Here is a 21,661-nt window from a genome sequence, read left to right as displayed (position 1 = left end):
TCGCCCCCTTAGCTCATTGGTAGAGCACTTCCTTGGTAAGGAAGAGGTAGTGGGTCCGATTCCCACAGGGGGCTCTGGCTTGGAAGCTCTTGCAGCCGACAGGTCGTGGCGGGGTAGCTCAGTTGGTTAGAGCACACGGCTCATAATCGTGGTGTCGCGGGTTCAATTCCCGCTCCCGCTACACATAAAGGCCCTTTGACCAGGAATTCTGTCGGTCACTGGGCCTTTCTTTTTGATCCGATGCCACCCAGCTCTGCTCTAGACTACGGTCTAGGTCTGAGTTTCGGGCAATGCTTCGTTGCGCGTCCATTCGGTCCCGCGTCTCGCAACATTTCGGTGAGGGACGGCCAGGAAGTTGCCTATCGACCACTGAAACGCATGTGAGCGGGATTTCCTTACGGATGGGCCACATGCGACTCCTGCCAGAGTAGGCCGCGCAGTCCGGTTCCGAGGGGGAGGTTCCGTCGGAGTTTCCCCTAGGACGCTCCCGCCGGGGTGCCGGCACCCCAACATATTGACCCCTGAAATCTACATCGCCAGGGGCCAGTGAGAGGGCGGTCGAGAGCAGGGTGTAGGGGAGCGCCGACGGGTGCCTCTTCGTAGATTTCGACCTGACCGGCGAATTCCAGCTCGACCTGAGCGACGCCCTCGCACAGCGTGATTTCACCCATCGTGCACGAAGTCGTTCCGTGCGGGATGGGCTCCACGCCGCCGATGTCCCAGAGCACGATTTGGAGTCGCCCGTTATCCGGGTAGTCGCGCCCAAGATTCAGGAAGGCATCGTCGTTCGAGTTGCCGCTACCGGCTAGCGGTACGCACACATGCATGAGTCATGCCGGCATAGTTGCCAGCCTCGTTCCTCGCGAAACCGCTCCCGGGCTGGTTCTCCACGGTGGAGGCGTCGACCAGTGACCCGGCAGTGCCGTCCGAGCAAAGGCCGTCCTCGCTCAGAAGAGCGATGGCCTCTCTTCCGATGTACTGCGTCCAAGAGTCGCAGGTCTCAGGGCACGAAGCTGGCGCCCTTCGCGAACCGGGCGACCGCGCGGTCGGCGGTGGCGCGGTAGGCGACGAGGTCGTGAAAGCTCGGCTCGAGCATGGTGAAGTCGCCGCTTTCTTCGCGGCGGAAGTGCGGCTGTCCGATTCGCACGTAGAAGCGGGTGTCGCCGCTCTCGGTGACGGATTGCTGTGGCTCCGAGGCGATGAAACCTGACAGGGAGTGTTGGGTGAGAAGTGCCATGGGACTTGACCTCCTGTGATCGGGCGGATCCTCGTGATTTGCGCTCACTACGAGGTGCGCCGCACACACCTGTTGCGCGATTGGACCCTGCAAGGCGTTCCTGCGCCGTATCCGCATAAATCGTTTGACAAAGCAAAGAGAAATCAAGTCACTCCGCTTGGCTGACCGGGTGATCCGCGGGCTTGTCGTGAGTCGGCGCGCGCATCAGCGGTCCGCTGTCTGCTCGGTTCGCGGGTAGCCCCTGAGCACTGGGGCGTGCGTTCCACCTTCACCGCCTTGCGACGAAAAACTGGAGGGGCTGCGCGGAGCATGATCGCGACGCGGCGGCTCGAGCGCTGCGATGAGCGCATTCTTGGCGCGTGCTTCTCTCATCGCGCGCTGGGACTGGCTTTCAGAGGCTGCTGAGGCGGTACGCGGATCTGCTTTGCCGCCAATCCGTCATGGGAGAAACCATAGAAACTCTTGACATTATCGGTTCAAAAAAGTGTAACTTTGTTACAGGCTCGGGATGGCCCCGAGACTGCAACCCGAGGGGAGGAGGGCGCCCATGACACCCAAGAAGGACTACAGGCATGCTCCTGATCGTGGCGTCTCGACCGATGCTAGGCGTGAGCTCATCGGACCAACCACTCCGGCTCCGTCAGATGTGGTCGCGAGGCTCCGGGCGATGTTGCCTGGCCTGACCCCGGCGGAGGGCCGGATCGGGCGGGTCCTGCTGTCTGACACCACGGCGGCGTCGGCTCTGACAGTCAACGAGCTCGCCGAATGCGCGTCGACGAGCACCGCGAGCGTGGTCCGCACCGCTCGGCGTCTCGGTTTTGACGGATACCCGCAGCTCCGGCTCGCGCTGGCTGCGCAGGGTGGTGCGAACCACGACGGTGGTGTCCCGGTGGGCGCCGACATCGCCGACGGCGACCGGATCGGCGTGGTGTTGACCAAGCTGGCCGCGTTCGAGTCTGAACAGCTCCGCGCCACCGCCGAACTCGTCGATCCCGTCGCCCTGGAGAAAGTGATCAATTTGATCCGGGCCGCTCGCCGGATCGACGTGTATGGCATCGGCGCGTCTGGCCTGGTCGCGGAGGATCTAACTGCGAAATTGAACCGGGTCGGACTGGTCGCCCGGGCGTACACCGAACACGACGCGGCGATGGTCAGCGCTTCGCTGCTCGGCCCCGCCGACCTGGCCATCGGCGTTTCCCACTCGGGAGAGAACCCCGGCACCGTCGCGCCACTGCAATCGGCCCGGTCGACCGGCGCCGGCACGGTGGCCATCACTGGCGCCGCCCGCTCCCGATTGGCGGCCCACGGCGAACACGTCTTGGTCACCGCGGGTCGAGAGTTTGGCTTCCGTTCCGCAGCGATGGCCAGCCGCACCGGGCAGCTCCTGCTCGTCGACGCCATCTTTGTCGGCGTCGCACAAACGCTACCCGGTGCCCGAGCCGCGCTGGAACGCACCTACGCCGCCGTCACCTCTCATCCGGGACGAAACAAACAACCATGAATAGCTTCAACAACACCAGGAACAGGGACAACACCATGGCACTCGCCACATTGGGCACCGAGACCGCAAATGACCACACCACTGACTTGGACACGATGTCCGTCGCGGACCTGCTCACCGTGATGAACCAAGAGGACCGCACAGTCCCGGTTGCGGTGGCGGCGGCACTACCGGCGATCGAGAACGCAGTAAATGCGATTGTGGGCGCCCGCCGCCGCGGCGGACGGCTGATCTACCTAGGTGCCGGCACCAGCGGCCGACTCGGGGTGCTGGACGCCGTCGAATGCCCACCGACGTTCGGTACCGACCCCGGGGAAGTCCTCGGGCTTATCGCCGGCGGGGAGCGTGCGTTCCTCCAGGCCGTCGAAGGTGCCGAAGATGATCCCGACCTCGCGGTGAACGACCTGCGGGCAGTCGGACTCACCGTCGCTGACGTGGTCGTCGGCATCGCCGCCAGCGGCCGAACCCCCTATGTCATCGGCGGTCTGGACCATGCCCGAAGCGTTGGGGCGGCCACCGTCTCCGTCGCCTGCAATCTCGGCGCGGAGATCAGCAGACACGCCGATGTCGCCATCGAGGTCGACACCGGACCCGAGGTCCTGACCGGCTCTACCCGGCTGAAGGCAGGCTCGGCGCAAAAGCTGGTGTGCAACATGCTCTCCACCGCCAGCATGATCCGCACCGGAAAAGTCTTCCACAACCTGATGGTCGACGTCCAACCCACGAACGCCAAATTGGTCGACCGGGCCCGCCGCATCGTCAGCGACGCCACCGGGGCGGATCCGGATACCGCCGCCGCTGCAATCGATCAGGCCGGCGGACATGCCAAGACCGCCGTGGTCATGCTGCTCACCGACACTGATTTCCCCACGGCCACCGCTCGCCTCGAACAGGCTCACGGCGACGTCCGCACCGCCATCACGTCACCCTGAGCGAACCGTCACCCACTGCCGCGGGTCGCATCGTATGGCACGGGCGTGCATCGCTGACGACCATAACAACTCTCGATTCGTCTGCAGTTCCCCGCACGTCACACTCCAGGAGACACCGCCATGCCCGAAAACCTCCTCAGCCCCCTGCGCGGCACCGTGGTTTCGCTCAGCGATGTTCCCGACCCCGTGTTCGCCCAGGAAATCGTCGGCGGGGGAGTGGCATTCAACCCTCCCCGGAAATCGGCCCCGTGACGGCTCGTGCGCCGGTGAGTGGCACCCTCGTCCGGGTCCAGCCGCACGCCTTCGTCATCCAGTCCACATCGGGGACCGGGATCCTGGTCCACCTTGGCATTGACACGGTTCACATGAATGGCGAGGGCTTCGAGGTGTTGGCCACCGAAGGGTCCACCGTTCGCGGGCGGTGTGGCGTTGGACCTGCTTCTGCTTATATCGCTGTGGCCGCAGTGGGGCAGGGATCCACCAGTGCGATGGATGGAGCGAGGATAGGCCATCTTTCCAATGGCTGAGGATGTGCTCGGCCACCCGGGTGACCAGTTCAGAATTAAGCGCCGCCAATTCCAAACCGGACACCCATCGAGTAATACTCACGCGGGACCGGTCTGCTAGCGCACGATGTTCGTGCGGCGGGTGCTGCCGGTGCCGGCGGAATTCATGCTGTTCTGCATCTTGTTCTTCGCCTGCTCGGCCTGTTCTTTCACGCTGGGAGCGTCCTTGGCCTGTTCTCTCATCTTCGGGGCTTCTTCCTCGGCTTGACGAGGTAGGACTCCCAGCGGGCCTGTATGGGCTTGATCAGGCCGCCGAGGGCGCCCTGGATGAGGGTCTTCATGCCCGCGGCAACGGCCGCGGCGATGACGATGATGATTGCCACGATGATCTTCGGCAGAAAGCGATGATCCCGGCGAGCAGATCACTGACCGGGTTGGGTCCGAATACTCCGAATGCGAACTGTAAAACGAACAACACCAGCGTGTACTACAGAATCTTTGCGATGATGTCCGACGCGTCCATGGACGAGCTGGCCAAGGCCTTTTTCACACCGCCGCGCTCCACAACGCGGTCAAAGTCCACCTTTCCGGGCAGCTTCGCCAGCACCTTGGAGATCAGCTTCGCCACGATCAAGCCGACGATCACAATGACCAGGAACAACAGAAGCTTCGGGACAAAGTCCGAGAGCAGCCAGCCCAACTGCAAGGGCGTTGGTGAATTCGTTTTGCATGTCAACCTCCAGGGATGGGTCGCGCCGATTGGTCGACAGGGTCACTTCGTGTGTCGCGCCTGTCCTAAGTGAAGGGGCGCGTTGCGATGCGAACCGAGCGCAAGAGTGCCACACGTCAAAGACGCAGCTACCGGCCGTTTCGTCACGCTCGGCGGAAAATGGCCGTACTTCTAGCCGATGCTGGCAACCGTCACAGAGATGGTGTTGATGGGGGCAAGCGCCAAAATGGCGGGATTCGCGGCGATCGTGTCATGCACACGTCGGCACACCTCGGTGGATGACGCTGCGTCGGCGACGCCGATTCTCGCGGTCACGCTCAGGCTGGCCTTTCCCGTCGTCACGGTAACTAGTTTCGGTGCCTTTTCCCGCTGCGTAAGGGCATCGACAACAGACCCGACAATCGTGACGACGATCGGCGTGGTCGGGTACAAGGCTGTCACCCCCGCGACAGACCTTACGATAACTTCGAGATTCCCTGCGAGCTCGGCGGCATCCGTCATGGTGTTGCTTCTTCTTCGCCGTGCTCTGGCTTAGTGAGGTAGATGTCGCGAATGATCACGTCGATGCCCGCGATGGCGAGCTCGGTGTGGGTGCGTAGCGCGCCGACGAGCGTGTCTCGCAACTTGTCGGCAAGGGGGGGAATGTTCTCACCCTTGCAGACCCTGGCATCGACCGTGACCGTGATCGGAGCTCCCAGCACAGTGAGCTCCCCGTCGAGCCGGCATCGACCCACGATGAGGTTGTCGACGGTATCGCCTGCCGCGCGAACGAGTCCGCGGACAGCTCCCTCGGTGACGAAGAGTTGCGCGTTCGGCGACGGGTGCGAGATGGGGATGTCGCGCCCGGACCGGACGTCGAGCACGATCCTGTCCGGGATGGCGGTGACCCAGTTGTCGTCTCGGGCCGGTTGCTCTTCTGCCTCATCCCGGAGCAGCGTGCTCATTGCGCCGCGCAGGCGCTCAAGGGAGGCCATCGCCATCTGGCACGCAGCCGATGTGTCGATCGACGGGTCGGTGGGCATCTTGCCTCGGTCGAGGTAGTCGCTGAGTTCGTCAATGGTGTGGCCATCAAGGAGGTCAGGTTCGTCATTTGACTCGTACCAGGCCGGGGGTGAGGCGGGCGTTTCCGAGTCGTCACCGCCAGGCCTCCATCTCGCGAATCAAAGTTCCGCGGGCGCTAGCAAGCAGCCCGCGAACGGTAGAAAGGGGTAAGTCGAGTTCCTCAGCGATCTCCGAATAACGGTAGTCCCCAAACTCTCTAGGTCCCAGCGTTGTCGTTGATCCTCCGGAAGGGCGGACAAGACTTGGGAGAGTGCCTCGTTACACGAACGCGCCTCCACTATCTGCGTCGGTGAATGGTCCTCCGATGCGGGCACGCCGACGTCGTCGAGGTTGGAGTTCTGCCGCCGTGCGCGGATTCGATCAATGCTCTTGTGGCTGGCGATGCGCATCAGCCAACTTCTTACCAGCGCAGAATCTTTCAAGGTCGATAGCTTCGCCCATGCCGTGATGAACGTGTCCTGTACGACATCGTCTGCATCGTGGCTGCAGCCCAGGTTGCGGGTCGCGTGGGCGCGTACCTACGGGCCGTGCCGTCGCACAATCACTTCGAATGCTCGAACGTCTCCGTCAACAGCGCGGTCCACCAAGGTGCGGTCGTCGGCGTGGGCCAGCAGTGCCCTGCTCTTGCTATCTGAAATGTTTGCCCCTCGATTCGCTGGGAACTGTAGCACCGGGTGTGACGAACGCGTCGTGGCATGCGTCTACATATTAAGCATTGCAATACGTCCCGTTCAGGGGACACGAACAAGGAGCCTCCCATGGCAGATCTCACCAGACCTACTCTTTCCACCGCACCGAACTCCGCCTCGGCGACCCCCGGCCGCGGCAAGACCGTGATCAACGACGCTGTGGTGGCAAAGATCGCCGGCATTGCAGCCCGTGAGGTCAGTGGTGTGCACGCTCTTGGCGGCGGAGCCGCCCGGGCGCTCGGTGCCATCCGCGATGCCCTGAACACCTCGGACGTGAGCCAGGGCATCAACGTGGAGGTCGGAGAAACTCAGGTCGCGGCCGACGTCACCATTGTCGCGGAGTACCCCATGGCCCTGCAGGATGTGGCCGAGCGGGTGCGGTCTGCCGTGATCCGTGTGATCGAAGATCTGGTTGGAATGGAGGTCACCGAGGTGAACGTGAACATCAACGACGTGTACCTGCCGACCGACGACAAGGACGAGAAGTCCGAGGCTCGGGTTCAGTGAGCACCTTGGCGAAAACGGGGGCTGTGTTCGGAGCCGTGCTTGCTCTGACGTGGCTGGTCCTTGGCTTTTGGCCATGCGTGTTCGTGGCCGCGGCCATGGCGGTCGGCGCGATCGTCGGGCGGATTATGGACGGAAAGCTGAGCGTTGCGAACCTGGTTGACGCATTCCGGGGCAAGCGGTCGTCGTCATGACAACCCTCAGTTCCGACACAGCGGCCCGTCATACGCTGTCGCCGACGGTGCTCAAAAATGGCCGGACCACCGTCTCGACTCGTGCTTTGAATCGGTTAGTGTGTGCGGTCGCGGCGGACGCTCTGGGCGTTGACCCCTCGGCGGTCGGTGCCGAGATCACCGATGATCAGGGCAACCTCGCCCTCACGGTCAGCGCCCCCATCCGGGTCGTTGCGCTCACCCGTGTGCACCGGGATCCCTCCGTCGTGACTCGCACCGGGGGCACGATTCTGGAGCGGGCCGAGCACGCCAGGCAGCACATTCATTACCGGGTGGGCGAGTTGACCGGTTCTACCCTGTCCCGGGTGACCGTGCGGCTCACCGGTGCCGACATTCGACCAGAGGGCCGCGTTCGATGACTAAGTATCGTTCCACCTACCAACGGATCAGCCGTCGCGAGCTTTACTCGTCGCGTTCGGTTGCAGCGATCACTCTCGCGATCCTGGCCATCGCCGCCTGCCTCTGGCTCATGATCGAGATCGTGTTGAATCTGCTCGGCCGGCCGGGGCTCCTCGCGACCCCCGCGGGTATGGCGGGCGCGGTCGCAGGCGTTTCCTCTGCACCGCCCGTGTTCGTGGGCGGGCTCGGCCTCACCGGCGCCCTCATCGGGCTGCTTCTCCTTGTCGTGGCTGTCACTCCTGGCCGGCGATCTCGCCATCTGCTCGAGACCGAACGGGCCGCGACCATCGTCGACAACGAGGTGATCGCATCCGCGTTGGCTCGTGAAGCGGCCCGCGTCGCTGGGTTGGCCCCAGACAACGCGCGGGTCACCGTGACCCCCCGTAGCGCCACCGTGCACCTCACTCCTACCTCTGGAACGGCGATCGATCAGCAGGCGGTGCTCACGGCCGTGCGCGAACAGATTGAGGCTTTTGGATTGCTGCGTTCCCTGCACGCGAAGGTCGTTGTTGTCTCCACGGGGAGGGTGGGCGGATGAACTCCACCAATCGCATCCTCAACCGCATCTTTGTTTTCCTGGTCGGACTCCTCGTCTTGACCGGTGGCGCGACCCTGGCCCTGGTGGCACTTGTTCCGCTCGTCCGCGACAGCTGGACGAACGCAACTCGTGTTGGCATCGATAGGGCAACCCGGTGGCTTCAGGCCACCCCCTTTCCCGAATCCTTGATCCCGGTCAGCGGCAGCTGGTTATGGCTCATCGTCCTCGCCGCTGGAGTGCTGCTCATCGCGGTGCTGGTCACCTTCTGCCTGCGTCAAGGCCAAGGGCACACCGGCCGGATCGTCTCACTAAACGGAAAAACCAGCAGTGGCGCGGTTGTCATCGAGTCGAGAGTGGCCGAGCACGCCATCCAAGATGCTCTCACAAACCGACCGGAACTTGTTGCCTCCCACGTCTCCACCTACCGCGTCAAGAACCAGTCAGCACTGAAGGTGGCCATCACCTGCCGCCGAGGAATCTCACCTCGGGAAGCCAGCCGGATTGTCAACGAGGTGCTCTTTTCCTTCGATAATCTCCTCGGCCTACAGCTCCCCGCCCTCGTGCAGATTAGCGGCGGCTTCCGCGCGCGAACGACCAATGCCGCCCGCATCCGCTGATGACTCACCGGCTCACAGAAGTCATCTGACGGCGGTCAGCCGTGCTCCCTCAACCGGCAACATCCACCGATTTTCGATAGGGAGTCACGCCTTGACGAACCAAAACGACAACCCAAGGACGAAATACATCACCGGCGGCAACCCCAAGCAGGAACAGAGTCAACCCGGCCTGACCGAGGCGACTAAGCCCCGCCCGGATCGTGGCGAAGACACCTACCATGGCGCCGGAAAACTTGTCGGGAGGCGGGCACTCATCACAGGCGGCGACTCAGGCATCGGCCGGGCCGTGGCCATCGCCTACGCCAAAGATGGTGCCGATATTGCGATCTCCTACCTGCCTGACGAACAGACGGATGCCGAATTCACGGCAGAGCAGATCCGGGCCGCCGGCCGCACCGTCCTGCTCATCCCGGGCGACATCCGCGAGGAAACCCACTGCGTCAACCTCGTAAAGGATACCGTGGCAACCCTCGGCGGCTTGGATATCCTGGTGCTCAACGCCGCCTACCAAAAAAACCGGAACGGTCCAGAAAACCTGTCAACGGCAGAATTCGACCGGGTCTTCAAAACCAATCTTTATGCGACTCTGTGGATCGCGCGCACCGCCATCCCGCACCTCTGGCCGGGAGCATCGATCATCTCCACGTCATCAATCCCGGCATCGAGCCCCGCACAGGTGTTGATCGACTATGCCATGACCAAAGCCGCACTCGTAGCGTTCACACGGGCGCTCGCCCAAGAATTAGGCCCAGCCGGGGTTCGGGTCAACGCAGTCGCGCCCGGGCCAGTCTGGACGCCGCTTATCCCCGTAACTTCATGGCCAGACAAGCTGTCCACTCTCGGTCGGGAAACCCCACTGGGCCAGGCAGGACAAACAGCCGAACTCGCCGCCGCCTACGTTTTCCTAGCCTCACCCGAAGCGTCCTACATTTCAGGCTCCGTAGTGCCCATAACGCGCAGCCGCAGTTTCTAAGAGTCGAGCGAAAACTCGGACCCTGTGGCGCACGCGCTACACGCAAGTCTACGAAAGAGCCCAGCCGTACTCCTGCTTCTAACGAGGATCGCGGCAATTGTGCGGATAGCCAAGTCAGCGAGATTGATTCAGCGGACACGGGATTACGCGGTTTTTTTTGAGGCTCCTGACTCTTCCGTGGGTCGGCTCCGGCCGGCTATTGTCGCTCCGAACACTTCGGCCACCGCCGTCCTCGCGACAGTTACGGTCGCACAGGCGTTACCCGCCACATACGGCGCACCCGTGTGGTTCCGACAGGGTCGTGGCCTGCCTGACTCCGTTACTGAGGGACTACAACTTACGGTTTCAAAATAACTACATCAACTGCAAAATGGTCCACTCGTTTAAGTGCATCAGAGCCACACCTGATCTCCCCGGTGACCAGTGCGCAGCAGCGCAGCAGAGATTTCAGCCTGGGGATTGTCGAAACCTGCCGTCAACAACGCAGACGAGTGGTGAAAATAATTACCTCTTGACTCCTAAGTCTGTGAAAGCTATTTTCATATTACGACATAATTTTGTAGCCCGGGTTCTCCATCCCGCTAGGAGCCCCGTGCAACCCCGCACTTTGCTCGAAAGGACATCAGTCATGGCCGACTCACGAGTCATCGCAGACCAGTTGCTCATTGGTCTGGGCGGCGCCGAGAACATCATCGACGTCGAGAAATGTATGACCCGATTGCGTGTCGGCGTCCGTGACCAGGATCGAGTCGATGTCGCCGCACTGCGTGCGATCGCCGGGGTGCTCGCCGCGCTGCCCGGCGATAACTGCCAGATCGTGCTGGGCCCGGGTCTGGTCGACCGGGTGGCCATCGACGTGGAGTCGGCCCTCAGCGCCGCCCGCGCGGAAGGGTCGGCTGCCTCCTCGGCCGCTCAGCTGGCCGACAAAGGTGCGGCCATCCGGCAACAGAACAAGCAGCGCAACAACACCCCGGTCAAGAACGCTCTGAGGCGCATCTCCAACATCTTCGTCCCACTGATCCCCGCGCTGATCGCCTGCGGACTCATCGCCGGCATCAACGGAATCCTGACCAACCTGGCCACAAGCGGCCAGGTTCCGTGGTTGGCCACCCTGTCTCCGATCTTCAGCGTCATGTCCAGCGGGTTCTTCGCCCTACTCGCCGTGTTCGTTGCGATGAACGCTGCCAAAGAGTTTGGCGGCACACCCATCATCGGCGGCGTTATCGGGGGAATCATTGTGGCTCCTGGAGTCGCAAACATCGTCGTCTGGGGTCAGCAACTGGCCCCCGGCCAGGGAGGGGTTCTCGGCGCCATGGCCGCCGCCATCCTGGGCGCCTACGTCGAGCGGTGGGCCCGCAGATGGGCGCCCGACGTGCTCGCCTTGTTCATCGTGCCCACGTCGACCGTGCTGATCGCCGGCCTCGCCGCCCTGTTCCTACTGATGCCGGCCGCCGGCTGGGTGTCTATCCAGATCGGTATCGGCGCCACCTGGCTGCTGAGCACTGCGGGTGTCTTCGCTGGCTTCGTCCTCGGCGGGCTGTTCCTGCCGTTGGTGATGACCGGGTTGCACCAAACACTCACCCCAATCCACACCACCCTGATCGAACAGGTCGGTTACACCACCCTGCTGCCGGTCCTGGCCATGGGCGGCGCCGGCCAAATCGGTGCCGCCATCGCCGTGTTCTTCAGGCTCCGCCGCAACACCAGCATCGGACGTACCATCAAGAGTGCACTGCCCGCAGGATTCCTCGGCGTTGGCGAGCCACTCATCTACGGCGTCACCCTGCCGCTGGGCCGCCCCTTCATCACCGCTTGCATCGGCGGCGCATTCGGCGGCGCAGTAATCGGCCTATTCGATCAGCTCGGCTACACCGTCGGCGCGATCGCCATCGGCGCCAGTGACGTCTCGCTGTTCCCACTGCTCCAGGGCAGCCAGGGCTGGGGCGCCGCCGCACTCGGCTACGCTTGCGGCCTGATCGTCGCCTACACCGTGGGATTCTTCGCCACCTGGTTCTTCGGGTTCACCCGCGACCAGCTGGTACGCCTGAACACCGACGACACTATCGACGCAGGATTGGTGCCCGCCGACGACGTCCCAGAGGGGACGGACGACCCCGCCGATCAGATCCCCACCCTGGCCGGCTCCCACCACCGCTCCTGAAATCTCAGCTCTCGCCTACTTCGAACACCGCCCCCGACGTACTCTCAGGGGCAGGCGTTGTGTTGCCGCCCACCGCTATCTCCCAGGGTGGTACGAGAACCGAGTGAGATTGCGGGTGTCGCAGGCGCGAAAGCGAATTCCGCGGCCGAGCGATTCATAGGCGGTCTGACTTGTCGCGACCAGGCTCACCAGGTATCCGCACTCGGCGATGTGCCGCGAGTCGGGTGCACAGTTAGCTCTCGCTCCCATCACCTCGAGCACCTGCCGGCGGATCTGCCCTGCGGAATAGGCCACGGCGCCGTGTGCGTCGGGGACCGCACAGCCCGTGATGATCAACAGCCTCACAGCACCAGTCTGGGCGGGCGCTATAAACAGCCCAAGGCCCCCACCAGACCTAGCACCACCCAAACACGCCACTGGTGGACCCGGCGGCGTAGCTTTGGCCGTGGTTAGTGGACACAGGGTTATCCGGCTTGAACGAAGACCTCATTCTGGTGAGGAGACTTACCCCAGGCGCGTGGACGAAGTGGGGATGCTCATTCCGTTATCCGATCAGTGGTGGGAAGCCAGGCGATCATTGTGGTGATCGCGCCGACCGCGGCCACGGCGATGCTCACTATGCGCCACGGCAGCGGCAGGATGGGGGAGCCGTGTTCGGAGACAACCGCCGCAAAAATTAGCAGCGCACTACCCACGCAGAAGGTGGCCGCGCACCACCACCGAGACCACCATGCTTTGCGCCATGCGCCAACGGACGCGATCGCCCACCCGACCACCCCGACCGCGAAGATGCTGTACAAGAAAATCCAGGGAACAATCGGGTCAGGGATCTTGCCAAACGGTTCGTAGAGCTCCTGGACGTGGGCGGCAATACTGTCACTACTCACTTGGTCGACAGCCATCAAGATGAGGGCCACTACCGTCCCAGCCAATCCCATACCAACACAGATCGACAACGCGACCTGCCGCGATGCCGTGCGTTCCGTCTTCATAACACCCCATTCGACAGTGACTATCAGTTGATTGTGACTATATAAAATTATGGCACTGCAAGTCAAATGCAAGTCACTAGTAGTATCATGGGGAGATGGCATTAGGATTGCGGGATCGCAAGCGACGCGCGGCGATGCGTCACATTCAACAGATAGCGTTGGACTTGTTCGACGAGCGTGGCTTCCAGCACGTAATAGTCGAGAACATTGCAGAAGCTGCCGAGGTTTCTCCTTCTACGGTCTACCGATACTTCGGCACCAAGGAAGGGATCGTCCTTGCCGATGACTTCGACACCCTGAGCGAGGCCGAACTTGCTGCTGTCATCGACAACACTGACCTACTCGGCACGGTGCGCGCCATCGTGGCTCGGTTTGAGCCATCACCTGATCAGCACATTCCGGAGGGGAGCCTTGCGCGTCGACGCATCCGTTACTTCTTCGACGAACCATCCGTCCGCAGGTCTTCCTACGAGATGCTGGCCAACGCAGTCGATCGGATCGCTCCAATCCTCGCCGCATCCGGTGGACTCACCACCTCGGAAGCCCATATCAAGTCGTCTGCCTTAGTCTTCGGCTACTTCTCCGCACTTGAACAATGGCACCGCAACCCGGCAGGCCGCTCAATCTCGAGTGCACTCGGTGACGCACTCGGAGTCCTAAGCCGCCTATAACGACGCGAGACGCGGTGCCCGCGAACGCGGGTCCCTACGGTTGTGCTGGCGTAGCCGCCATCATTTAGAGCGATATCACTTTACAATCTCTGTGCCGCGAAGCAGCTCCACCGGGAAATGGCTCCGACGGCTGCGCCGCTATTTCGTCGCGTTCCGAAAGGGCATGAGCTTGGTTGTGCAAGGTGCTGTCTCCGTGCCGGGGCCGGGGACAGGGAAGCTCAGCGTGGAAGCGGGGCCACTGTCACGCCGGAGCTTGGACTGAGACTATTCCTAGGTGACCTCATCCCAACGGGGGCTTGAATACCCAGCGGGGTGGGGGAAAAGTGAGCTCATGAGGCGAATCTCCTCCAGCGGGGCATCTTTCCTCACCGCTGATGCCCTCTCCGGCGCACTTTTCCACCTCGTCACCGCCCTCGGCATTAGTCAGACAACCGAATCACTCAACCTGCCCACGGTCAATATCACCGGGAAACGATCTTCGTGAAACTAATCGTGGGGCCCATGAGCGAGCTGATCAGCGTCCCCGAGATCTCCCTCTGGGACGAACCGGACATCAGCGAAGTTCTCGCATTCTTCCAAGGCCGCATTCCTGAAGACCTGACCAAGACTATCTCCGCGAATGGAATCACCTACGCGACCTCGCCCAGGTGCTGCCACCGGTTCTCCGGGCTCAGCAGTCCCGCGCCCACCAGATCGAGCGCGGAACGGTGATCGGCCCGGTTCGTGCTGGCTCGCGGATACCGCGGCCACAACCGCTCACCCGGCGTGCTCGCCTCAAACAACGGCCGGCTCGATACATGCGGGCGCCGCGGCCGAGATCTGGGCGTTGACATCATGTTGGTCAGTGCGGCTTGCCACCACGCCCACACCTCCCGCTCGATCCGATACCGCTCCGCCCGAGCCAACAGGGTTCCCAGCACGTTGAGCTGCAGGGCCGCCTGGTTCCGAAGATATCGGGTGCATCAACATGCGACGAACCTTCCGCGCATCACGGGGGCCCTGTCGAAGTACACGAATCTGTTGGAAGAGCCTCCTGATCATGCCAGTGGCCGCTCTCGCGGCGGTTTGGCCACCAAGATTCATCAGCTTTGCGACGGAAAAATGCGCCCGCTTGTGGTTCTTCTGGGCACCGGGCAGGGATTCGCCAATGCTCACGGAGATTATGGCTTCGCTCAGCGTCGACCGGATCGGCCCGGGACGGGCCCGCACTCGACCCGACCGGGTGCTGGCAGACAAGGCCTACTCGGCCAAAGCGCACCGGGCCATGCTGCGAAAACGCAATATCCAGGTCGTCATTTCGGAACGCTACGACCAGATTCGTAGCGCGGGGTCGATTGATTGAATCGGAACGATTGTGATGATTGTGTCGCGGGTTCAATTCCCGCTCCCGCTCCCAGAACGTATGACGAAGGCCCTGCCTCAGGCGGGGCCTTCGTCGTTTCCCGACGCGCGTAGCAGTCGCACGTGGCAGTCGCTCGATTCAGTCGCACGGGTCACGCGCGGCTGCGGGTCACGAGCGAATCCGCGAACGCCGAAACCAGCAGCACCACGGAGCCGGCACCCAGGCTGAACCCGGCCGTCACCGTGCTGATGACCCCCGGGTCCGCCGGTGCGGGTGTCGTGAGGTAGACCAGGGACATCACCCCGGCGGCCCCGCCGACCAGGGCCAGCAGGCTCTGCCGCACCAGCCCGGTGAGCAGCCGCCGGTCGTTCTGGTCCGCGAGCAGCCGCACATTGACGTTGAGGTTGCCCATCTCGAGGGCCTGCCCGATCTGGTCGAAACGCCGGGGGAGCCGGCGCACGCTGGGCAGCAGAGCCAGAAGCTCGGTGGTCAGGAGTTCGCGCACGTTGGCCGGCGCCATCTGGTCGCGGATCTGTACGCTCGCCAGCCTGCGGGACTCCTCGAGCAGGTCGAACTCCGGCATGCTGGAGCGCAGGGTGCCCTCGAGCACCGCGAACGCCCGCGCCGCCGCTACGAACTCGGCGGGGATTCCCACGCCGTACCGGGTGAGGATAGCCACCAGGACATCCACGGTCAGCACGCTGACCCGCGCGCCGGGCCCCAACTCGAACGTGATGAACGCGCTCAGCTCGCGGCGGAACGCCTTCTCGTCCGCACCGTCCCGCAGCGGGGCGACTTTGAGGAGCCCGTCGGCGATGAGCTGGGTGTCGGACTGGAGGAAAGCGATCAGCAGCTCCTGGATCGTCTCCCGCAGCTGCAGGTCGAGCCGGCCCACCGATCCGAAGTCGACTAGCGCGGGGGTGCCGTCGGCCAGCAGCATGATGTTGCCGGGGTGCAGGTCGGCGTGGAAGACGCCGTCGAAGACGATCTGGCGCACGAAGGCGCTGAGCACGGTGCGCATGGCGGCGCCGAGCTCGGCCCGAGGCGCGTCGGACGTCTCGTTCAGGTCGCTGAACGTGTCGCCGACCAGGTACTCCATCACCAGCACGCGATCGCTGGACAGAGACTCGAACAGCTCGGGGAAACGCAGGTCGCCGGCCCGCGGGCCGCGCAGCTGGAGGGCGCGCATGGCCGAGAGGTTCAGCGCCTCCAGCCGGAAGTCCAGTTGGCGCACGAGGTCGGCCGCATAGTCCTCGGCGACCGCCTTGATGCCCAGAGTTCTGGCCTGCGGAGACGTCAGGCTCATCAGGTTCGTCACCCGCACGGCGATGGCGACGTCGCGCCGCAGCTCCGGCACGATCCCGGGCCGCTGCACCTTGACGGCCACCACAGTGCCGTTCATCAGGGTCGCCCGGTGCACCTGGCCGATGGAGGCCGCGGCGATGGGGTCGGGATCGAAGCTGGCGAAGACGCCGGCGAGGGGTCCGCCAAACTCCTCCTCCAGCATCCGTTCGACCTCGCCCCAGGGGGCAGGCTTCACGCTCTGCTGAAGCGTCGCGAGGGCCCGGGCGAATTCCGGGGGCAGGAAGTCGGATCGGGTGGAGAGCAGCTGGCCCATCTTGACGAAGGCTCCACCGGCCTCCTCCAGCGCGGCCCGCAGACCCTCGGCCTGCACGGCGCGAACGGCTGCCCCGCTCGGGTTGGTCGTGAAGTCGAGCCGCCGCACCGGCAGCAGTCCATTCTTCCGGGCGATACGCACGAGTTCGGCGAAGCGGCGGCCGCGCTGCAGGAAGGGCCGCGGGGGAGCCGGGCGGCTCCGCTCGGTGGCCAGAGTCAGTTTCGGAAGGGTGATGCCGCGTGCGCCGGCCACTGTTTCAGCTCTCTTGTCGCGCGCCGGCCGGAGTGGCGGGCGATCAGGACTTCAGCATGCCCGGTCAGGATGGGAGACGGGTGCGAACCGGGTGGCACGAGGGGGCACGGACAGATCTCGGCAGGGCTCGGCCGGTCGCCCTCGGTGCCGTGAGCCGCACCGCCGCGGGAGTACTCTGGCGACGTGAAAACCTACACCGCCGCCCAGATGCGCGAGGCCGAGACTCCCTTCCTGGCCGAGGGCGTGCCTCTGATGGAGCGGGCATCGGCCGCGCTCGCCGCGGAGACGGCGGCCCTGCTCGAGGAGCTGCTCACGGAAAGCGGGGGAGTGCCGGACGCGCGGGTGCTGGTGCTGGCCGGTGCGGGGAACAACGGCGGCGACGCCCTGCACGCGGCCGCGCTGCTGGCCGCGCAGGGTGCCTTGGTGACCATCGTGCCCACGTCGGCACAGCTCCACGACGGCGGCCTCAGCGCTGCCCTGGCGGCCGGGGCGGCGCTGCTGCCCCTGGCTGAAACGGATGCCGCTCTCGCCCGAGTGGCGCGGGTATCCGCCGTGATCCTCGACGGCATCCTCGGCACCGGCACGAGCACCAGCCCGGCGCTCCGCGGGCGGGCTCGTGAGGTGGTGGCGGCCATCCTTCCCGCGCTGCACGACCCCGGTGCGCCCCTCGTGGTGGCGGTGGACTCGCCCAGCGGGATCGGCGTCGACGACGGCGCCGTGCCGGACCCCACCGTGCTGCCCGCGCACCTGACGGTGACGTTCGGAGGCTGCAAACCAGGTCTGCTGCGGGAACCCGCGGCGAGCCTGGCGGGACGAATCGTCGTGGCCGACATCGGCATCGGCGACGAGCTCGAACGGATCGCGGCCCGGGATCGCGGGTAAGTTCTCTCTCTGCTGTTTCCACGGTCGGCGCCGTTGCGTATCCGCACCCGGAGCATCAATGGACGGTAGTCATTTCCTCCCGCCCAAAGGCACTGAGGGGGGCCGATACCGTGATCACAGTTCCGCCCGCAGGGTTCGTCGCCGTCTTCGGTATGCTCCAGACCCCTGCCGGGCTGTGGCTGTTCCTGCTGGTCCCCATCTGGTTGGTGTGGGAGATCCCCGCGATGGTCAGGCATCAGCAGTTCACGTTCGATGTGCAGCGAGACAGGGCGCAGCTCGTCGACTGGTGAGGCGACGCATCCGTCGCCCGTCCCCGCTCTCGCGGGGTAGGGTGTCTGCTGGAAGACCTCGGCGACATTGACCATGCCAGTGAGTCGGACATCCTCTCAACGCAGCGGTCATTCCGTGCGGGAGCCGGCCACCGCTCGCAGCTCGCCCAGCACCCGGCGCACCGACGCCCGCAGCAGCGTCTCGGGGCGGCTGAGAACGTCGATCTGGCGGCCGACCCGCAGGTCGTCGATCGGCAGCAGCACCAGGCCGGACCCTGGCGCCGGGGCCATCGTGTACCGGGGCAGCAGTGCGATCGCGGACCCCGAAGCGACCACGGAGGCCGCCACGAAGAACTCGTTGATGCGGTGCTCAATCCGTAGGGGGTGCCCGGCGCTCGCCGCGACGACATTCACCGCCTCCGCGAGCGGGAAGCCCGGGTGCCCGGCGATCCAGGGCTCGTCGGCGATGTCGGCGACCGACACCGACGACCGACCGGCCAGAGGATGTCCGACATGCAGCGCCACATCCAGCGGTTCGTAGAGCAGCGGGGTGACCGTGACCCGTTGCGGCCAGAGGGGATCGTGCGGCAGCCGGTGGGCGATGACGAGGTCATAGTCGGCGACCAGTGCCGGGAAATCCTGCCGTGCGACATCCTCGTCGCCGCACCGGATTGGCGTCCCGGTGGGTCCGGCCGGACTGGCCAGTCGCGAGATCAGAGGCCCGAACCAGGCCAGCCCAGCGCTGTGGAACGCCGACAGGCTCACCGGCGCGGCCGGCTCTTCGTGGAAATGTGCCACCGACTGCTCGGCGGCGGCCATCGCGGTGGACACGCTGGCGGCGGCGGTAGCGAGAGCCGTGCCGGCGGGTGTCAGCACAAGCCTGCGCCCGCGTCGTTCGGTCAGCGCCACGCCCGTGCTGCGCTGCAGCGCGGACAGCTGCTGCGACACCGCCGACGACGAGACGAACAGCGCGCGGGCCACCGCGGCGACGCTGCCGCGCTCGCCGAGTTCCCGCAGGATGAAGAGCTGATGCAGATCCATAAGCAAACACTAAAGTGTTAGTTCAGAATTGGTGATCTGGACTTAACGGATGCCGCCCGGCAGCATTGGCCCATGACCTTCCTCCCGCGGCTCGGACGTTACCGCATCGACGCCGTCCTGCTGCTTGTCGCGCTGGTCTGGGGTGGCAGCTACCTCGCCGCCAAGGTGCTGACCGAGCAGGCGAGTGTGGGCGCCGTGCTCGCGCTGCGCTTTCTGGTGGCTGCGCTGGCGCTGCTGCTGATCTGGGCGTTGAGCCGGCCTCGGCGGCCGACCCGCGCCGAGCTGGCCGGGGGCGCGCTGCTCGGGCTCACCCAGGCGGCGATTCTCTGGTTGGAGACGGCCGGCGTGGCCGTGACCTCGGCCACCAACGCGGGCCTGATCATCAGCTTGACGATCATCCTCACCCCGATCCTCGAGTCGGTCGCGGCGCGCAACTGGCTACCGCGTTCGTTCTTCGTGGCTGCGGTGCTCGCGGTCGTCGGGGTAGCGCTGCTCGTTTCCGGCAATGGTTTTCGCGCCCCGAACCCTGGCGACCTGCTCATGCTCGCCGCAGCGCTCGTGCGCGCCCTGCACGTCACCATGGTCGGCCGGGTGACCCGCGCCGACGACGCCGGCCGCCGGCCCGGGACGCTCACGATCACGCTGGTGCAGGCCGCCGTGGGTGCCCTGGCGTTCACCGCAGCGGATGCGCCGGGAACACTTCGGGCGATCGGCGCCTTCGGTCCGGCCGCCTGGCTCGGGGTGCTCTACCTCGGTCTGGCCTGCAGCGTGTTCGCGTTCCTGGCCCAGACCTGGGCGATCCGGCACACCTCGGCCGCGCGGGCCAGCCTGCTGATGGGCACCGAACCGGTCTGGGCGGTGGTCGTGGGGGTGAGCCTCGGCAGTGAGAACCTCGGCCTGGTGGCGGTGCTCGGGGCAGGCCTGATCATCGCGGGCACCTCGTGGGGACAGCGGGTGGAGCAGGGGCACCGACTACGGGCGGCGGCCGACGTGCTCGCGGTGCCGGCCCGGTCACATCCGTCGCCCGCGGCCATCGGCTGAAGCCGGGTTCGGCTGCAGCTCAGCGAGCGCGCGCGCTCGCCTGCACTAAATCCAGCCCGAACGAATTCGACGGAGATTTTGCCTGAGACGGTCTCAAACCCTCTGAAACAGCGCCTTGATGAGAAAATCTCCGTCGAATTGGTTCGACGCTACACACGGCGCTCCGTGATGAACGGCGTACACGCGCGGTGGGATTACGGGCGGAAGACGGCCTGGGCGACCACCAGGTCCTGCCAGGACATGCCGGAGCTCGTGAAGACGCGGGGACGCGACTGGTCGACGGCGACCGTGCCGGTCAGGATGTCCCGCAGCGGCACCAGGGAATCGGCCTGGATCACGCCCTCCCGGAGCGGGATCAGCACGTCGCCGCCCTCCCGCAGCGCGACCTGGCTGTCTTCGACGACGACCTGCGCGCGTCCGATCAGCTCGCTGGAAAGCTCGCGGGCGTCGGGCTCGTGCGACCCGACCGCCACCGTGCAGGAGTTCCGCGGCACCAGGGACCCGTCGAACAGCGGGGTGCGGGCGGTGGTGGCGCAGACGATGAGCTGAGCGTCGGCCACGGCGCCGGGGGTGCCGGTCTGCGCGGGCAGCCCGCCCGCCCGCACCTGCTCGGCCAGTGCCTCGGCGCGGCCCGGGTGCCGGCCGACCACGGTGACCCGACCGACCCGGCGGATGGCGCGCATCGCCTCGACATGCCCGCGCGCCTGGGGTCCCGCGCCGAACACCACGAGGTGCTCCACCTCGGCGGGCGCGAGCAGGTCGGCGACGGCCGCCGACACCGCCGGGGTGCGCAGAGTCGTCAGCGCGATGCCGTCGAGCAGGGCGACCGGGCTGAGCGTGACAGCATCCATCAGCAGGTAGACGCCCTGGATGCGTGACCGGCCGAGCTGCGGGTTGCCCGGCGCGACGGTGGCGATCTTGACGCCCACGAACTCCGCAGACTGCGACGGCATGAGCAGCAGCTGGCCCCGGTCGAGGGGCAGGATGCTGCGGCTGAAATCAAGCGCCGGGTCGAGCCCAGCCCGCACGGCGACCTGCAGGGCGCGCGCCGCGGCGCCGACGCCGACGCGGGCGAAGATCTCGTCGGCGGAGATCCACGGGGTGGGTGCATCGGAAGCCATGCTCCGACTGTACGTGTCGGAGTGTGGGGGCAGGTCACCCCGATGATGTCCTGCCCCCGACGAGGGGTGCTTCGCTCCGGTCTCATACGGACCCTGCAATCAGGGACTAAGGACCGGTGTTCGGGGAGCCACCCTGCCTGTGTTCGAGCGTACGACGATGCCGCGCCCGGCGGAAGGGTCTGGACAAACGGGGCCGCATTTGGTTTCGCGGGCTGACTCGGGGTGACGCGGGGTGACACAGGCCGGCTCGGGCTAGCTGTTGTTCCCACACAGGTTGTGAGCGTGGCGTGAGCTAAAAAGGTGAGGACCTCCGGTATCGATTGGGTTACCACACTCAACACGATGCAACG

Annotated in this window: 29 protein-coding genes, 3 tRNA genes and 1 pseudogene; 21 read left to right on the top strand and 12 right to left on the bottom strand. The window is 65.0% G+C overall.

What is annotated here, in order from left to right; translation table 11 throughout:
• Window positions 1-2: 2 nt before the first annotated feature.
• Both E3T34_RS06480 and E3T34_RS06475 read left to right on the top strand, forming a co-directional pair.
• Window positions 3-74 (top strand) — tRNA-Thr (locus E3T34_RS06480).
• Between the two features lie 33 nt (window positions 75-107).
• Window positions 108-181: transfer RNA gene (locus E3T34_RS06475), tRNA-Met, on the top strand.
• Window positions 182-476: 295 nt separating this feature from the next.
• Here the strand turns inward: E3T34_RS06475 and E3T34_RS06470 are convergent.
• Window positions 477-827, bottom strand: coding sequence for a hypothetical protein (locus E3T34_RS06470; RefSeq protein WP_134342508.1), 351 nt, complete (start codon window positions 825-827; stop codon window positions 477-479).
• Between the two features lie 173 nt (window positions 828-1,000).
• Window positions 1,001-1,237: a hypothetical protein gene (locus tag E3T34_RS06465; protein WP_134342507.1), complete on the bottom strand. Its 237-nt coding sequence runs from the start codon at window positions 1,235-1,237 to the stop codon at window positions 1,001-1,003.
• 508 nt (window positions 1,238-1,745) lie between these two features.
• Between E3T34_RS06465 and E3T34_RS06460 the strand changes: the two genes are divergently transcribed.
• The 4 genes from E3T34_RS06460 (at window position 1,746) to E3T34_RS16925 (ending at window position 4,197) form a co-directional block, all read left to right on the top strand.
• Window positions 1,746-2,738 carry a MurR/RpiR family transcriptional regulator gene (locus E3T34_RS06460; RefSeq protein WP_370327308.1) on the top strand — a complete coding sequence of 331 codons (993 nt, stop codon included), beginning with the start codon at window positions 1,746-1,748 and terminating at the stop codon, window positions 2,736-2,738.
• On the top strand, window positions 2,735-3,670 hold the full coding sequence (gene murQ, locus E3T34_RS06455; protein ID WP_198412269.1) for an N-acetylmuramic acid 6-phosphate etherase: 936 nt from the start codon (window positions 2,735-2,737) through the stop codon (window positions 3,668-3,670). Before E3T34_RS06460 ends, murQ begins: the two co-directional genes overlap by 4 nt.
• Window positions 3,671-3,790: 120 nt before the next feature.
• Entirely contained in the window at window positions 3,791-3,922 is a 132-nt protein-coding gene (locus tag E3T34_RS15800) for a PTS glucose transporter subunit IIA (RefSeq protein ID WP_166785847.1), read from the top strand.
• Window positions 3,919-4,197, top strand: coding sequence for a PTS glucose transporter subunit IIA (locus E3T34_RS16925; RefSeq protein WP_166785846.1), 279 nt, complete (start codon window positions 3,919-3,921; stop codon window positions 4,195-4,197). Before E3T34_RS15800 ends, E3T34_RS16925 begins: the two co-directional genes overlap by 4 nt.
• Window positions 4,198-4,293: 96 nt before the next feature.
• Here E3T34_RS16925 and E3T34_RS16700 read toward each other — a convergent pair whose 3' ends face one another.
• From E3T34_RS16700 to E3T34_RS06430, 6 genes are all read right to left on the bottom strand, one after another.
• Window positions 4,294-4,419: a hypothetical protein gene (locus E3T34_RS16700; protein ID WP_255453042.1), complete on the bottom strand. Its 126-nt coding sequence runs from the start codon at window positions 4,417-4,419 to the stop codon at window positions 4,294-4,296.
• On the bottom strand, window positions 4,416-4,559 hold the full coding sequence (locus E3T34_RS16145; protein ID WP_198412268.1) for a hypothetical protein: 144 nt from the start codon (window positions 4,557-4,559) through the stop codon (window positions 4,416-4,418). Before E3T34_RS16145 ends, E3T34_RS16700 begins: the two co-directional genes overlap by 4 nt.
• 104 nt (window positions 4,560-4,663) lie before the next feature.
• A complete protein-coding gene (locus tag E3T34_RS16140) occupies window positions 4,664-4,882 on the bottom strand; it encodes a hypothetical protein (protein ID WP_198412267.1) in 219 nt (72 codons plus the stop codon).
• 195 nt (window positions 4,883-5,077) lie between these two features.
• Window positions 5,078-5,407 carry a hypothetical protein gene (locus tag E3T34_RS06440; protein WP_134342505.1) on the bottom strand — a complete coding sequence of 110 codons (330 nt, stop codon included), beginning with the start codon at window positions 5,405-5,407 and terminating at the stop codon, window positions 5,078-5,080.
• Window positions 5,404-5,928, bottom strand: coding sequence for a hypothetical protein (locus tag E3T34_RS06435; RefSeq protein WP_241977354.1), 525 nt, complete (start codon window positions 5,926-5,928; stop codon window positions 5,404-5,406). The genes E3T34_RS06440 and E3T34_RS06435 overlap by 4 nt, the downstream gene beginning before the upstream one ends.
• Before the next feature lie 138 nt (window positions 5,929-6,066).
• Window positions 6,067-6,462 carry an RNA polymerase sigma factor gene (locus E3T34_RS06430; RefSeq protein WP_241977355.1) on the bottom strand — a complete coding sequence of 132 codons (396 nt, stop codon included), beginning with the start codon at window positions 6,460-6,462 and terminating at the stop codon, window positions 6,067-6,069.
• 264 nt (window positions 6,463-6,726) lie between these two features.
• Between E3T34_RS06430 and E3T34_RS06425 the strand changes: the two genes are divergently transcribed.
• From E3T34_RS06425 to E3T34_RS06395, 7 genes are all read left to right on the top strand, one after another.
• Window positions 6,727-7,164, top strand: a complete 438-nt coding sequence (locus E3T34_RS06425) for an Asp23/Gls24 family envelope stress response protein (RefSeq protein WP_104100729.1) — start codon at window positions 6,727-6,729, stop codon at window positions 7,162-7,164.
• Window positions 7,161-7,355 (top strand): DUF2273 domain-containing protein, encoded by a 195-nt coding sequence (locus tag E3T34_RS06420; protein ID WP_338145457.1) that lies wholly within the window; start codon window positions 7,161-7,163, stop codon window positions 7,353-7,355. Before E3T34_RS06425 ends, E3T34_RS06420 begins: the two co-directional genes overlap by 4 nt.
• A gap of 86 nt (window positions 7,356-7,441) precedes the next feature.
• Entirely contained in the window at window positions 7,442-7,753 is a 312-nt protein-coding gene (locus E3T34_RS06415; protein ID WP_241977353.1) for a hypothetical protein, read from the top strand.
• Complete coding sequence (locus E3T34_RS06410; protein ID WP_134342503.1) at window positions 7,750-8,331, top strand: DUF6286 domain-containing protein; 582 nt, start codon at window positions 7,750-7,752, stop codon at window positions 8,329-8,331. Before E3T34_RS06415 ends, E3T34_RS06410 begins: the two co-directional genes overlap by 4 nt.
• Complete coding sequence (locus E3T34_RS06405) at window positions 8,328-8,948, top strand: hypothetical protein (protein ID WP_104100732.1); 621 nt, start codon at window positions 8,328-8,330, stop codon at window positions 8,946-8,948. The genes E3T34_RS06410 and E3T34_RS06405 overlap by 4 nt, the downstream gene beginning before the upstream one ends.
• Before the next feature lie 91 nt (window positions 8,949-9,039).
• Window positions 9,040-9,921, top strand: a complete 882-nt coding sequence (locus E3T34_RS06400) for an SDR family oxidoreductase (protein ID WP_241976741.1) — start codon at window positions 9,040-9,042, stop codon at window positions 9,919-9,921.
• A gap of 628 nt (window positions 9,922-10,549) precedes the next feature.
• Window positions 10,550-12,082 carry a PTS transporter subunit EIIC gene (locus E3T34_RS06395; protein WP_104100734.1) on the top strand — a complete coding sequence of 511 codons (1,533 nt, stop codon included), beginning with the start codon at window positions 10,550-10,552 and terminating at the stop codon, window positions 12,080-12,082.
• Window positions 12,083-12,618: 536 nt separating this feature from the next.
• Here the strand turns inward: E3T34_RS06395 and E3T34_RS06390 are convergent.
• Entirely contained in the window at window positions 12,619-13,074 is a 456-nt protein-coding gene (locus E3T34_RS06390) for a hypothetical protein (protein ID WP_104100736.1), read from the bottom strand.
• 95 nt (window positions 13,075-13,169) lie between these two features.
• Between E3T34_RS06390 and E3T34_RS06385 the strand changes: the two genes are divergently transcribed.
• From E3T34_RS06385 to E3T34_RS06370, 5 genes and pseudogenes are all read left to right on the top strand, one after another.
• Window positions 13,170-13,745, top strand: coding sequence for a TetR family transcriptional regulator (locus E3T34_RS06385; protein WP_134342501.1), 576 nt, complete (start codon window positions 13,170-13,172; stop codon window positions 13,743-13,745).
• A 331-nt stretch (window positions 13,746-14,076) separates the two neighbouring features.
• Complete coding sequence (locus E3T34_RS15790; RefSeq protein ID WP_158250256.1) at window positions 14,077-14,229, top strand: hypothetical protein; 153 nt, start codon at window positions 14,077-14,079, stop codon at window positions 14,227-14,229.
• Between the two features lie 17 nt (window positions 14,230-14,246).
• Window positions 14,247-14,456, top strand: a complete 210-nt coding sequence (locus E3T34_RS06380; RefSeq protein WP_134342500.1) for a hypothetical protein — start codon at window positions 14,247-14,249, stop codon at window positions 14,454-14,456.
• Window positions 14,457-14,699: 243 nt separating this feature from the next.
• Window positions 14,700-15,060: pseudogene (locus E3T34_RS16920) on the top strand (IS5/IS1182 family transposase); the annotation flags it as partial.
• Between the two features lie 8 nt (window positions 15,061-15,068).
• Window positions 15,069-15,141 (top strand) — tRNA-Thr (locus E3T34_RS06370).
• Window positions 15,142-15,238: 97 nt separating this feature from the next.
• Here the strand turns inward: E3T34_RS06370 and E3T34_RS06365 are convergent.
• Window positions 15,239-16,957: an AarF/ABC1/UbiB kinase family protein gene (locus E3T34_RS06365; protein WP_134342498.1), complete on the bottom strand. Its 1,719-nt coding sequence runs from the start codon at window positions 16,955-16,957 to the stop codon at window positions 15,239-15,241.
• Between the two features lie 183 nt (window positions 16,958-17,140).
• Between E3T34_RS06365 and E3T34_RS06360 the strand changes: the two genes are divergently transcribed.
• Window positions 17,141-17,839 (top strand): NAD(P)H-hydrate epimerase, encoded by a 699-nt coding sequence (locus tag E3T34_RS06360; protein WP_241973028.1) that lies wholly within the window; start codon window positions 17,141-17,143, stop codon window positions 17,837-17,839.
• A 110-nt stretch (window positions 17,840-17,949) separates the two neighbouring features.
• Complete coding sequence (locus E3T34_RS06355; RefSeq protein WP_104100741.1) at window positions 17,950-18,129, top strand: hypothetical protein; 180 nt, start codon at window positions 17,950-17,952, stop codon at window positions 18,127-18,129.
• A 108-nt stretch (window positions 18,130-18,237) separates the two neighbouring features.
• On the opposite strand, the gene E3T34_RS06350 is transcribed toward E3T34_RS06355, so the two are convergent.
• Entirely contained in the window at window positions 18,238-19,149 is a 912-nt protein-coding gene (locus E3T34_RS06350) for a LysR family transcriptional regulator (RefSeq protein WP_134342497.1), read from the bottom strand.
• Between the two features lie 72 nt (window positions 19,150-19,221).
• On the opposite strand from E3T34_RS06350, the gene E3T34_RS06345 reads away from it, so the two are divergent.
• Complete coding sequence (locus tag E3T34_RS06345) at window positions 19,222-20,190, top strand: DMT family transporter (protein WP_104100743.1); 969 nt, start codon at window positions 19,222-19,224, stop codon at window positions 20,188-20,190.
• A gap of 194 nt (window positions 20,191-20,384) precedes the next feature.
• Here the strand turns inward: E3T34_RS06345 and E3T34_RS06340 are convergent, their stop codons facing one another.
• Entirely contained in the window at window positions 20,385-21,311 is a 927-nt protein-coding gene (locus E3T34_RS06340) for an ornithine cyclodeaminase family protein (protein ID WP_134342496.1), read from the bottom strand.
• Window positions 21,312-21,661: the final 350 nt, after the last annotated feature.

This window comes from Cryobacterium sp. TMT1-62 (genome assembly GCF_004403145.1).
Taxonomy (GTDB): domain Bacteria; phylum Actinomycetota; class Actinomycetes; order Actinomycetales; family Microbacteriaceae; genus Cryobacterium; species Cryobacterium sandaracinum.
The sequence above is the reverse complement of the archived record's forward strand: the minus strand, read 5'-3'. Positions and strand labels throughout refer to the sequence as shown.